The sequence below is a fragment of the Desulfovibrio sp. X2 genome, assembly GCF_000422205.1.
Taxonomy (GTDB): Bacteria; Desulfobacterota; Desulfovibrionia; order Desulfovibrionales; family Desulfovibrionaceae; genus Alkalidesulfovibrio.
Window position 1 is genome coordinate 1 of record NZ_ATHV01000026.1, and the last position, 10,772, is coordinate 10,772.

The window sequence follows — 10,772 nt, forward strand, 5'->3', positions numbered from 1 at the left end:
TTGCGGACGTCACACTAGAGCAGCATCCCGATCACCGCGCCCGTCATGAGCGTGGCCAGGGTGCCCGAGACGATGGTGCGCATGCCCAGGGAGACGATCTCGCTCCGGCGCTTCGGGGCCATGGCGCCCAGGCCGCCGATCATGATGCCGAGGCTGCCGAAGTTGGCGAAGCCGCACATGGCGTAGGTCATGATGATGCGGCTGCGCTCGGAGAGGACGTCCGGCGGCAGCTTGGCGAGGTCGAGGTAGGCGATGAACTCGTTGAGCACGATCTTGGTGCCCATGAGGGCGCCCGCGGCGTGCGCCTCGCTCCAGGGGACGCCGATGAGCCAGACCAGCGGGGCCATGACCCAGCCCAGCATGCGCTGCATGGTGAGCGGCGCGCCCGCCACGGAGGGCAGCCAGCCCAGCATCTGGTTGGCCAGGCTGACCAGGGCCACGAGCACGATGAGCATGGCCGCGATGTTCAGCAGGAGGGTGAGCCCCTCGGCCGTGCCCCGCGTGACGGCGTCCATGGAGCCGCCCGCGCCCTGGGTCTTGGGCAGGCCGCCCCCGGTGGGCTCCTCGGTCTCCGGGATCATGATCCGGCTGACCACGATGGCCGCGGGCGCGCTGATGATCGAGGCGATGAGGATCTGGCCCAGGGAGTCGGGGATCACGTCCTTCAGGAACGAGGCGTAGAGGAACATGACCGTGCCCGCGATGGTGGCCATGCCCGCGGTCATCACCGTGAAGAGCTCGGAGCGGGTCATGCGCTCCAGGTACTCCTTGATGAGCAGCGGCCCCTCCACCATGCCCACGAAGACGTTGGCCGCCACGGCCACGCCCACCGCGCCGCCCACGCCCAGCGTGCGGCGGAGCGCCCAGGCGAAGAAGCCCACCACCACCGGGATCACGCGCCAGTAGAAGAGCAGGGACGAGAGGGCGCTGACGACCAGGACCAGGGGCAGCGCCCTGAAGGCCAGGATGAAGCTCGAGCCGGGATAGGGCTCGTGGAAGGGCAGCGCGCCGCCGCCGAGGTAGCCGAAGACGAAGGCGGTGCCCGCCATGGTGGCCTTTTCCAGCGCGCCCACGAGGTCGTTCAGCCTCAGGAACACGTCCTTCAGCACCGGAATGCGCGTCAGGGCCAGGGCCACGGCGACCTGGAGCACGAGCCCCACGGCCACGAAGCGCAGGCAGACGGCGCGGCGGTTCTCCGAGATCAGCCAGCAGAGAAGGCACAGGGCGAGAAGCCCCAAGGCGCTGTGCAGCATGCGTTCCCCCTTCGACGGCCCGTGCGGGCCCACGGCGCGCGGTGTTCCACGGAGGTACGGAATTTCCGTCCGGCGCGCAACACGCGGCGGACGTCGGGGAAGGGGTCGGGGGCGCGGGAGGGCGGCGGCCTGCCGCTACCTGCACTCCGGGCGGCCCTGGGCCCAGCGCCAGGCGTGCTCCACGATCTCGCCGAGGCGTTCGTGGCGGGGCTGCCAGCCGAGCTCGGCGCGGGCGCGCGACGAGTCGGCCACGAGGCGGGAGGGGTCGCCCTCGCGCCGCTCGCCCGCCTTCCAGGCCACGGGCAGGCCGGAGACCTCCGAGACGGTGTCGATGACCTGGCGCACGGAGTAGCCGGTGCCGTTGCCCAGGTTCAGGGCGCGGGCAAGGCCCGGCTCGCGCAGCAGGTCCAGGGCCAGGACGTGCGCCTGGGCGAGGTCCGCGACGTGCACGTAGTCGCGGATGCAGGTGCCGTCCGGGGTGTCGTAGTCCGAGCCGAAGACGGTGAGCGGGCTGTCCGGGTCCAGGGCGGCGCGCAGGGCCAGGGGGATGAGATGGGTCTCCGGGTCGTGGCACTCGCCCGACTCCCCGTCCGGGTCGGCGCCCGCGGCGTTGAAGTAGCGCAGCGACATGGAGCTTTGGCCGTAGGCCTTGGCGTAGTCGCGCAGCATCTGCTCCACCATGAGCTTGCTCGTGCCGTAGGGGTTGATGGGCGCGAAGCCGTGGTCCTCGGTGAGGGGCAGGCGGGTGGGGATGCCGTAGACCGCGCAGGAGCTGGAGAAGATGAAGCGGGAGCAGCCCGCGGCGCGCATGGCTTCCAGCAGGTTCACGGTCCCGGCCACGTTGTTCTGGTAGTACTTGCCCGGGTCGCGCACGGACTCGCCCACGTAGGTGAAGGCGGCGAAGTGCATGACCGCCTCGGGCCTGTACCTGGCGAAGCATTCGTCGAGGCCGGGCCGGTCGAGGATGTCCACGCGCGTAAAAGGCCCCCATTTCACGGCCCACTCGTGGCCGTAGACCAGGTTGTCCAGGGTCACGGGCACGTAGCCCTGCGCGGCCAGGGCCTTGCAGGTGTGGCTGCCGATGTAGCCTGCTCCTCCGACGACGAAGATGTGCCTGGCCATGTGCTTCCTTCAGGCGCCCCGGCCGCCCGGCTAGGGGCGCTTCGGGGACGGTTCGGGTCGTGTGCGGGTGGAAATCCTGCGCGGCCGGGCCGCGCCCCGGACTCTATACGGGAAAACAGCCCTTTTGAGAACTCGGGAATGCCGGGTGCGGGCGCGCGGCGCGAAAAGCAGGCAGGCCGCCGTCCCGGCGGGGACGGCGGCCTGCGTGAAGCGCGGCGCGGCAGGCGGCCGGATCAGCCCTTCCTGGACGACTTGGGCGCGGCCTTGGCCCCGGCCTTGGTCTTGGGCGCGGCGGCCTTCCGGGCCGGTGCCTTGGGCTTGGCCGACGTCTTGGCCGCAGTTTTGGAGGCGGTTTTGGAGGCGGCCGTGGGCGCGGGGGCCTGGGCGGACTTGGGCGCGGCGGCCAGCACGTCGGGCGCGGGCTCGCGCGCGGGCGCGGCCTCGGCCCGGGGGGCGCTCCCGGCAGGGTCGGCCGGGCCGGACCGCGGCACGGGGGTGACGATCTTCGGCGCGGCGGGCTTCGCTTGCGCGGACGCGGCGGACGGGGAGTCGGCCGGGCTCGAGTGCGGCACCGGAGTCGCGATCTTCGGCGCGGCGGACCGTGCCTCGGGCACGCTCGGCGGCACGGCGGGCATGGCCGGGGGCGCTGCCTCGGGCCGCTGTGCGGGCAGGCCCGCCTCCGGCACGGGCGCAAGCAGGCTGCCGGGTCCGGGCGCGGCCTCGAAGGAGAGGAAGGGCTCGAGCCCCGCGGGCACGCCCTGCATCTCGGGGTCCCAGGCCAGCTTGAGGGACAGGGACTGGCTCCCGCCCTTGTCCTTGACCTTCAGCGTCAGCCCCAGGGCCTCGCCCAGGCGCAGGGGGAGGACGCCCTCCTCGTCCGCCATGTCCAGGCTGCCGCAGGCCACGCCCGCGGCGAGCACGTCCAGCAGCTCCGCCAGGGAGCAGGGATCGAGCACGCCCTTGGCCTTGATCTTGGAAAGCGTCTCGGGAACCTCGCCCCCGGACAGGGGCGTCTCGGCGGCCGCCTCCGCGGCATCGCACGGGCCGCAGGGCCGCACGGCCAGGAGCGGGAAGGGCTTGCCCTTCTTCCCGTCCTCCGCGGCCGGCGGGACCTCGCCCGCGAAGCCCTCGCACACGGGCGCCGCCTGGTCCTTCCAGGACAGCTTGAGGGACAGCTTGGTCTTGTCCTTCTTGGACGCCGCCTTGAGCGACGCCTTGAGGGGGCCGGTGGTCACGATGTCGGCCGCGTTGCCGCCCTGGCTGACGCGCAGGCGACCGCAGCGCAGCCCCTGGGCGAAGCTCCCCAGGGTCGAGGCCGCGTCGGCCGTCGAGAGGAACCCCTCGATGCGGATGTCGTTCTTTTCCATGACCCGAACCTCCTCGCGCACCGCTGCCGCCTGGAACGCGGACGCAGCAAGAGCGCGTACAGTTTATGAACGGAAAACGTACACTACTTGTACTCAATTATCCCTCTACAGGGGCTGGAACAGGCTGTCAACGCCCCGCGGCGGGGACGAACGGCCGCCGCACGGCCCAGCACCTTCGAGCCCGGGCCGCGCGGCGCGCGAAATCAGTCGTCGCAGCCGCAGCCGCAGTCCCCGCAGGGCTCCTGGTCGGCGATGTACCAGCTGATCTCGATCTCCACTTTGCACTTGGCGCCGCCGTCCTTCTCCTTCTTCTTGGCGGAGCAGGAGATCTTGACCTCCTTGGGCACCTCGAGGGCGACCTGACCGGCGTCGCCTTCCATCTCGATCCTGCCCCGGCACAGCCCCTGGGCCACGCGCTCGACCAGGACGCCCGCGTTGTAGGCCAGGGCCTCTTCCTCGATCTCGAACACCTTGGACTTGGACATCTTCTTTCCCTCGCGTTGTCTGTTCACGTACCCGTTCTCAATCCAGGACCGTTCCGCCCTCGCCGTCCGTTTCGTCCTCGGGCGGCAAGGCGCGGCCCGGGGCCCGGGCATCGTCCCCGAGCCCGCACTTGAGTTCCTCGATGCGGCGCTCCGCCTTCTTCAGGAACTTTTCGAGCGCCTTGTCGATGGTGGCCTCGAAATCCAGCTTCCTGCCCAGCAGCCTGGCCTCTTCCTTGGCCTTCTCCAGGCGCTCTGCCAGGTCCAGACGCACGTTGAAAATCACCCGCTTCGTCGCCGCTTCGTCCTTGAATACCCGCATGAAATGCTCCGTTTCGTGTACAGATTCCGTACAGTATCTGTGAGCACTATGCCTGTGCACCAAGGCTGTCAACGAGCGCGGCAGGCGCGGTTGCGCGCAGTGTGAAGCCTATCGCGGGCAGGTGGCGCTGCCGCGTCGGGCATGCGTCGGCTCGGCGTCGGGGCGCGCCCCGGCCCTCTTCCGCCCGTTCTGCCCCGGCCCGGCCGGACGCACCGCGGAAAATCCCGCATCCCCTTGCCCTGCTGCGTGAAACATGTATCCTGGCCGTACGCTCGGGAGACCCTGTCCACTCGTATCACGTTCCGGGCGCGTGTGCAGCAAGGAGGGCACCATGACCAAGCAGGTTTCCTTCACCAAGATCGAGAATCAGCTGAGGCCCCTGTTCCGCGAACGGCTCGACCAGGCGGAATCCGTGGAGGACGTGAAGAAGTTCTTCGTCTACACGGCCCGGGAGCTGCTCGACTCCGCCCTGGGCGTGATGGGGACGACGCGCTACGAGGACGTGAGCCTCGCGCCGCATCTGGCCGAGGGCTACGAGTTCTCCCCCGGGTTTGCCATGCGCTCCGATTTCAAGGACGCCTGGAGCGAATCGGACCTTTCGCGCATCATGCAGGACTTCGCCGAGACGGCGTGCAAGCGCTATCGGCATCTGGAAAAGAATCCGGCCAAGACCGAGGCCAAGATGTACCACGGACAGGCTTAGACCCGTCCCGCGAACGCCCGGCCCCCGGGGCCGGGCGGCAGGTCCTCCCTGGGCCCGGCCGCCCGGCCCTTCCCGTTTCCCGTCCTCCGCGTTCCCGTCCTCCGCGCCGGACGCGCGCCCGCCGGAAACGCGCGTCCGGCGCATGCCCGGCCCGGCCGCCGTTCCAAGAGAAAAACCCGTATGCGCTCCTTGATCCGTTCCGTGCTTTCAGCTACGTCCTGTGGCGAAACAGGGAGGGGAACGCATGGAACGGCCGACCGCCGCGCATCGGATCGTCCGGGGAACATCGAGGCTCGTCCGCCTGGCGCTGGCCGCCGGGCTGGCGGCGGCCCTGCTCGCGGGCTGCGCCACGCCGCACACGCGGGGGCCTCGGGTCTCCGGCCAGGACAAGGACAGGGAGGCCGCCATCCAGCGGCGGCTCTACGTGAAGGAGATCCTGTCCATGAACACCCGGCTGCACAACGTGGGCTACACCGTGGCCCGCGCGGGCGAGCCCCTGTGCCCGGCAAAGGCGCCGGGCTTCGGCATGGTCGTGGAGAGCACGCCGAGCTTCCCCGAGGATCTGCGCGAGGCCTTCGACGAGGTCATGAAGCCCGGCGACCGGCCCGTGGTCGTGGGCCTGCTGCCCGGCGGCCCGGCGGACCGCGCCGGGGTCCGCGTGGGCGACCGCATCGTCTCCGTGGACAAGGAGAGCGCGGGCGAGGACGACGCCGACCTGCAGGAGGCCCTGTTCACCGCCGCCACACAGGCCCTGCGCGAGCGCCGCAGGACGCTGCGCTTCCAGCTGCAGCGCGGGGCGCTGCCCGTCACGGCGGAGATCGAGCCCGAGGTGGTCTGCGGCTATTTCTTCCGGCTCGAGCTGGGCGAGGCCCCGAACGCCTACTCCACCGGCCCGTCCATCACGGTCAGCCAGGGCATGATGCGCCTGGCGGACACGGACGAGTATCTGGCCGTGGTCCTCGGCCACGAGATGGCGCACAGCGCCTACGGTCATCTCGAGGCCCAGAAGGAGAACTCGGCCGTCGGCGGGATCCTCGACGTCCTCTCCGCGCTGGCGGGCGGGCAGACGCACGGGGCCTTCAGCGCAGCCGCCGGAAATGCCTTTTCCACGGACTTCGAGCGCGAGGCCGACTACGCGGGGCTCTATTTCACCGCCCGGGCGGGCTACCCCGTGGACCACGCGGCGGATTTCTGGCGCCGCATGTCCCTGCGCAACATGGGCACCATCTCCCGCGACACGGACCATCCGTCCAACGCGGAACGCTACGAGCTGGTCGAGCGCACCGCCGCGGAGATAGACGCCAAGATCGCGGCCGGGGAGCCCCTGGTGCCGAACATGGACGAGAAGACGGGGGACGCGGCAGGTTCCGGGCGGGCGGAAGGGGCGGCCGCGCCCGACAGGGGCGTGGTCAGGGGCTCCGAGTAGCCGGGGTCCGGCTTCGGCCCACGGGCCGCGGATTTCCCGGCGCGGCATTGACGCGGACGGCCACGGCGCCTATGCAGGCACCATCCGCGCGGGGAAAGAGGCGCGGGCAACGGAGTGAAGATGCATATCTGGCGTTCGCCCAAGCGGATGCTCGCGACCGTCGCGGGCCTGATGCTGCTCGATTTCCTGCTCGCCTGGAGCACGGCGCTCGTCGTCGCGCCCAGGGGGATCGCCTCCCTGCGCGGCATGGGGGTCAGCCTGCCCGGGCTGCTCGTGGTCTCCATCCTGACCTTCGTGCTCGGCTGGTGCCTGGCCTGCGGCCTGCCCCTGCTGCTGCGCCTCGCGCTGCTGCGCCGCCCCATCGGCGTGGCCCCGGCCCTGCTGCTCAGCGCGCTGAACGCCCTGCTCTTCGTGGCGGGCAAGAAGCTCTTGGCCGACCCGGGCAAGACGCTGCAGTTCCTCTCCTCCATCTTTCTCTGCTACGCCGTGCTGCGCCAGGACTTCACCCCGCCCGACCGCGAGGTGGAGAACGGCATCTTCACGGACGCGCTCTTCTGGCGCCGCTTCGAGACCCGGCACACGGTGCGCTTCGAGTACAAGTTCGTGGGGCTGCTCTACGGGGTGCTCCTGCTGAGCGTGCCCTGCATCGCGATCTCCTCGGGCGGGGAGCGCTGGGCATGGATCGTGGCGGGCCTTCTGGCCCTGGCGGCCATCTTCCCCGCCTACTCCCGCCCGCGCCGCGAGATGCGCGAGGCCGAGGCAGACGGGCGCCGCGTGCTGACCGTGCGCGACGGCCTGGGGCTGCTCGGCGTCACCCGGATCATCGAAAAGACCCCGCCGCCCGCCCTGGCGCGGCGGTAGCGAGGCTCCAGGACGGCACACGCGGCGGGACGCGCGCTTGACCCCGCCGCGCAAGGGCGTAGATTCGGATCAAAGGAGCGACAGCCATGGCCATCCTCACCACCGGCGCGGGCGCCACGCCCGTCGGCCCCCCAGGCATGACCACCGCGTCCCCGGCGGGCGCGGTCACCTCCGTCCCCCCGGCAGGGCACTTCGATCCCGCTCCGGCGGGCGAGGTCTCCGTCTCCCCGGCGGGCCACGTGATCATCCAGCCCGCCACCGAGGCCTTCGTGCCGGAGCGCGCCACGGGCTACATCTGGACCGGCGAAGCCTGATCGGCTGAGCCGCGGCCGACGAGACGGGAACAGCGGACGGCAAGGCCGTCCGCGCCCTATCCGTACGCAGTCCGCAGGCATGCATCCAGCCCGCATCGCCGGGCCTCCTCAGGGCTCGTCCCCGCCCTGCCCTTCCTCCGATCCCGTCTTCCCCGGTTCCCGGTTTTCCGTTCCCGCCCCATCGCCCCGGGGCTCCTCCAGTATCCGGTCGCCGTACCTGCGCAGGAGCGCGCGCAGCTGGTCGTAGCTGAGGCCGAGCAGCCCGGCCGCGGCGCGGCGGTTGTGCCGGGCGCGGGCCAGGGCCGCGCGGCACAGCGCCACCTTGAGCCTGTCCACCTGCTCGGGCAGCGGGGTCGCCAGATCGAGAGAAGGGAGGGCGCCCGGGGAGCCTGGAAAAATCGGAGAGGCCGGGACATGCGGGGCGGCCGCTCCGCTCCCCTCCACTCCCCCGGCCGCGGCGCCCGCCTCGCGCGCGGCCATGCGCCTGGCGGCCTCGCGCCAGGGCGAGGCGAAGGGGTCGAGGACGATCTCCTCCACCACGTCGCCCGAGGCGGCGAAGACCGAGCGCTCCACGCAGCTCTTCAGCTCGCGCACGTTGCCCGGCCAGGAATGGGCGGCGAGCCGCGCCTCCGCCGAGGGCGAGAAGCGCGGCTCGTCGCGCCCCGTCTCCAGGGCGAAGCGCCGCGCGAAATGGACGGCCAGGAGCAGGGCGTCGCCGTCGCGGGCGCGCAGCGGCGGCAGGGTCAGCACCAGGAAGGAGAGGCGGTCCAGCAGGTCGCGCTTGAAGCGGCCCTGCTCGGCGAGAAGCGGCAGGTCCGCGTTGCTCGCGCCCACCAGGCGCACGTCCACGCGCACGGCGGCCGTGCCGCCCAGCCGCTCGAAGACGCCGTACTCCACCACGCGCAGCATCTTCTCCTGCGCGGCCAGGGAGAGCGCGCCGATCTCGTCCAGAAAGAGCGTGCCGCCCTCCGCGGCCTCGAAGCGCCCGGCCCGGCGCCCGGCCGCGCCCGTGAAGGCCCCGGCCTCGTGGCCGAAGAGCTCGTCCTCGAGCAGCGTGGGCGCGAGCGCCGCGCAGTTCACCGCCTGCAGGGGCCCGCCCCAGCGCGGCGAGAGGAAGTGCAGCCTGGCCGCGGCCAGCTCCTTGCCCGTGCCGCGCTCGCCCGCCAGCAGCACGGGCCGGTCCACGGCCGCCGCGCGCGCCAGCGCCTCCTGAAAGGCCAGGAAGGCCTCGCTCTCGCCCACCACCTCCACGGAGGCCGCGGGATATCTCGCGGCATACTGCCCGTTGTACTGCGCCTGCCCACCGTTCCCGGCCATGCCGTCTCCTTCGTTCGCCGATTGTGCGTCGAATCAACCACATTTCGGCTGAAAAAGCCAATCTTCGGGTGAAAAAACCACGCGCTGCGCACGCCTGCCGCATGATATCCCCATCAATTCCGGCCTCTTATGTCGCCTGCCTCGTCTGGCACGGACCATGCTTTTCCCAGCGCAGAACGCATCGCCCGGCCCGGCCGCCCCCGGACCGCGGCGCACCAGACCTAAGCCCGCGAGGGCACGGAGGACGTCATGGGCATCTTCTCCCGCTTCAAGGACATCGTCAGCGCCAACCTGAACGCCATGCTCGACCACGCGGAAGACCCGGACAAGATGATCCGGCTCATGATCCGCGAGATGGAAGACACCCTGGTGGAGCTCAAGGCCGCCTGCGCCGCGGCCATGGCCGAGCGCGCCACCACCGCCCGCAACCTGGATTCGCTCTCCGGCCGCGTGGACGCCTGGTCCGAGCGCGCCCGCCTGGCCGTGGCCAAGGGGCGCGACGAGCTGGCCCGCGAGGCCCTGGCCGAGAAGAAGCGCCTGGCCGCCCGCGCGGCCTCGCTCGAGGACGAGCTGGCCCAGGCCGACACCCTCGTGGCCCAGGCCCAGGACGACATAGGCCGCCTCGAGGACAAGCTGGCCCAGGCCCGCGAGAAGCAGAAGAGCCTGGTGGCCCGCCACCACCGCGCCGAGCAGCGCACCCGCTGCCGCCGCCGCCTGCGCGAGGCCGATTCGAGCGACGCCGTGCGCCGCTTCGAGACCCTGGAGCGCAAGATAGAGCGCATGGAGGCCGCGGCCGAGGTCGAGGACCCGGACCGCCGCCGCCCCGGCCTGGAGTCCGCCTTCCGCGAGCTCGAGCGCGACGAGGACGTGGAGGCCGAGCTGGCCGCCCTGAAGAAGGAACTCGATTAGCCCTTTGCCGGACGCGAGCGCCTGGGATATGCTTGCCGCAGAAACGTTGCACGACAACCGACGGCCACCGGAGAGCCCATGCACCACTTCAACGCCATGATACCCGAACTCTTCCAGACGCTTCGGCTGCTCATCATCTTCGGCTTCATCTTCGGCCTGCTCTGGCTGCGCCGCGGCCGCAAGGGGCGATCCACCCGCGACGAGGAGACCCGCGACGCCCAGGAGATGCACCGGACCCTGGAGCGCATGGAGCGCCGCGTGGAGTCCCTGGAAACCCTGCTCATGGAACGGGAGCGCAGAAATGACCGCTGACCGCACAGGACCCTACCGCTCGCGCTCGGGACGCCTGCTCGGCGTGCTGAAGGGCCTGGCCCAGTATGCCGGGCTGCCCGTGCTCGCCGTGCGCGTCCTCTTCGTGATACTCACACTGGCCACGGGCATCTGGCCCGGCGTCGGGCTCTACCTGCTCGCCGCCCTGCTGCTGAAGCCCGAGCCCATCCTCGAGCCCGAGTCCCCGGACGCGCGCGACTTCTACGAGTCCTACGTCGCCTCCCCCCGCTCGGCCGGAGACCGCCTGCGCCGCAAGATGGACTCCCTCGACCGCCGCATCCGCCGCATCGAGGACGCCGTCACCAGCCGCGAATACGACTGGGAACGCCGCATGAACGGCAAATAGCCTTGCCCGAAAACGAAGCG

Annotated in this window: 13 protein-coding genes; 7 read left to right on the forward strand and 6 right to left on the reverse strand. The window is 71.2% G+C overall.

The genetic code is table 11. From position 1 onward, the window contains the following. Nucleotides 1–14: 14 nt before the first annotated feature. The 5 genes from DSX2_RS09985 to DSX2_RS10005 form a co-directional block, all read right to left on the reverse strand. Complete coding sequence (locus DSX2_RS09985) at nt 15–1,253, reverse strand: NupC/NupG family nucleoside CNT transporter (RefSeq protein ID WP_020880906.1); 1,239 nt, start codon at nt 1,251–1,253, stop codon at nt 15–17. A gap of 135 nt (nt 1,254–1,388) precedes the next feature. After that, the gene (gene galE / locus DSX2_RS09990) at nt 1,389–2,375 is read right to left on the reverse strand and encodes a UDP-glucose 4-epimerase GalE (protein ID WP_020880907.1); all 987 of its coding nucleotides are present in this window, start codon (nt 2,373–2,375) and stop codon (nt 1,389–1,391) included. Between the two features lie 233 nt (nt 2,376–2,608). Continuing rightward, a complete protein-coding gene (locus tag DSX2_RS17590) occupies nt 2,609–3,742 on the reverse strand; it encodes an amphi-Trp domain-containing protein (protein ID WP_020880908.1) in 1,134 nt (377 codons plus the stop codon). A 203-nt stretch (nt 3,743–3,945) separates the two neighbouring features. Beyond that, nucleotides 3,946–4,227, reverse strand: coding sequence for an amphi-Trp domain-containing protein (locus tag DSX2_RS10000; protein WP_020880909.1), 282 nt, complete (start codon nt 4,225–4,227; stop codon nt 3,946–3,948). Between the two features lie 37 nt (nt 4,228–4,264). Beyond that, entirely contained in the window at nt 4,265–4,546 is a 282-nt protein-coding gene (locus DSX2_RS10005) for a hypothetical protein (RefSeq protein ID WP_020880910.1), read from the reverse strand. A 331-nt stretch (nt 4,547–4,877) separates the two neighbouring features. On the opposite strand from DSX2_RS10005, the gene DSX2_RS10010 reads away from it, so the two are divergent. The 4 genes from DSX2_RS10010 to DSX2_RS10025 all read left to right on the forward strand — a co-directional run bounded on the left by DSX2_RS10010 (nt 4,878) and on the right by DSX2_RS10025 (nt 7,850). Further along, nucleotides 4,878–5,249 (forward strand): hypothetical protein, encoded by a 372-nt coding sequence (locus DSX2_RS10010; protein WP_020880911.1) that lies wholly within the window; start codon nt 4,878–4,880, stop codon nt 5,247–5,249. A 244-nt stretch (nt 5,250–5,493) separates the two neighbouring features. Beyond that, the gene (locus tag DSX2_RS10015; RefSeq protein WP_020880912.1) at nt 5,494–6,675 is read left to right on the forward strand and encodes a M48 family metallopeptidase; all 1,182 of its coding nucleotides are present in this window, start codon (nt 5,494–5,496) and stop codon (nt 6,673–6,675) included. Nucleotides 6,676–6,795: 120 nt separating this feature from the next. Continuing rightward, the gene (locus DSX2_RS10020; protein WP_020880913.1) at nt 6,796–7,536 is read left to right on the forward strand and encodes a hypothetical protein; all 741 of its coding nucleotides are present in this window, start codon (nt 6,796–6,798) and stop codon (nt 7,534–7,536) included. Between the two features lie 86 nt (nt 7,537–7,622). Continuing rightward, nucleotides 7,623–7,850 carry a hypothetical protein gene (locus tag DSX2_RS10025; protein ID WP_020880914.1) on the forward strand — a complete coding sequence of 76 codons (228 nt, stop codon included), beginning with the start codon at nt 7,623–7,625 and terminating at the stop codon, nt 7,848–7,850. A gap of 108 nt (nt 7,851–7,958) precedes the next feature. On the opposite strand, the gene DSX2_RS10030 is transcribed toward DSX2_RS10025, so the two are convergent. Beyond that, complete coding sequence (locus DSX2_RS10030) at nt 7,959–9,167, reverse strand: sigma 54-interacting transcriptional regulator (RefSeq protein ID WP_020880915.1); 1,209 nt, start codon at nt 9,165–9,167, stop codon at nt 7,959–7,961. A 249-nt stretch (nt 9,168–9,416) separates the two neighbouring features. On the opposite strand from DSX2_RS10030, the gene pspA reads away from it, so the two are divergent. The 3 genes from pspA (at nt 9,417) to DSX2_RS10045 (ending at nt 10,752) form a co-directional block, all read left to right on the forward strand. Further along, the gene (gene pspA, locus DSX2_RS10035) at nt 9,417–10,076 is read left to right on the forward strand and encodes a phage shock protein PspA (protein ID WP_020880916.1); all 660 of its coding nucleotides are present in this window, start codon (nt 9,417–9,419) and stop codon (nt 10,074–10,076) included. Between the two features lie 78 nt (nt 10,077–10,154). Further along, entirely contained in the window at nt 10,155–10,388 is a 234-nt protein-coding gene (locus tag DSX2_RS10040; RefSeq protein WP_020880917.1) for a hypothetical protein, read from the forward strand. Then, nucleotides 10,378–10,752 carry a PspC domain-containing protein gene (locus tag DSX2_RS10045; protein WP_020880918.1) on the forward strand — a complete coding sequence of 125 codons (375 nt, stop codon included), beginning with the start codon at nt 10,378–10,380 and terminating at the stop codon, nt 10,750–10,752. Before DSX2_RS10040 ends, DSX2_RS10045 begins: the two co-directional genes overlap by 11 nt. Nucleotides 10,753–10,772 lie beyond the last annotated feature (20 nt).

What these genes read in the sequence shown, in the direction of transcription:
- DSX2_RS09985 (WP_020880906.1), bottom strand. Translation starts at nt 1,253, where the DNA reads ATGCTGCACAGCGCCTTGGGGCTTCTCGCCCTGTGCCTTCTCTGCTGG.
- galE (WP_020880907.1), bottom strand. Translation starts at nt 2,375, where the DNA reads ATGGCCAGGCACATCTTCGTCGTCGGAGGAGCAGGCTACATCGGCAGC.
- DSX2_RS17590 (WP_020880908.1), bottom strand. Translation starts at nt 3,742, where the DNA reads ATGGAAAAGAACGACATCCGCATCGAGGGGTTCCTCTCGACGGCCGAC.
- DSX2_RS10000 (WP_020880909.1), bottom strand. Translation starts at nt 4,227, where the DNA reads ATGTCCAAGTCCAAGGTGTTCGAGATCGAGGAAGAGGCCCTGGCCTAC.
- DSX2_RS10005 (WP_020880910.1), bottom strand. Translation starts at nt 4,546, where the DNA reads ATGCGGGTATTCAAGGACGAAGCGGCGACGAAGCGGGTGATTTTCAAC.
- DSX2_RS10010 (WP_020880911.1), top strand. Translation starts at nt 4,878, where the DNA reads ATGACCAAGCAGGTTTCCTTCACCAAGATCGAGAATCAGCTGAGGCCC.
- DSX2_RS10015 (WP_020880912.1), top strand. Translation starts at nt 5,494, where the DNA reads ATGGAACGGCCGACCGCCGCGCATCGGATCGTCCGGGGAACATCGAGG.
- DSX2_RS10020 (WP_020880913.1), top strand. Translation starts at nt 6,796, where the DNA reads ATGCATATCTGGCGTTCGCCCAAGCGGATGCTCGCGACCGTCGCGGGC.
- DSX2_RS10025 (WP_020880914.1), top strand. Translation starts at nt 7,623, where the DNA reads ATGGCCATCCTCACCACCGGCGCGGGCGCCACGCCCGTCGGCCCCCCA.
- DSX2_RS10030 (WP_020880915.1), bottom strand. Translation starts at nt 9,167, where the DNA reads ATGGCCGGGAACGGTGGGCAGGCGCAGTACAACGGGCAGTATGCCGCG.
- pspA (WP_020880916.1), top strand. Translation starts at nt 9,417, where the DNA reads ATGGGCATCTTCTCCCGCTTCAAGGACATCGTCAGCGCCAACCTGAAC.
- DSX2_RS10040 (WP_020880917.1), top strand. Translation starts at nt 10,155, where the DNA reads ATGCACCACTTCAACGCCATGATACCCGAACTCTTCCAGACGCTTCGG.
- DSX2_RS10045 (WP_020880918.1), top strand. Translation starts at nt 10,378, where the DNA reads ATGACCGCTGACCGCACAGGACCCTACCGCTCGCGCTCGGGACGCCTG.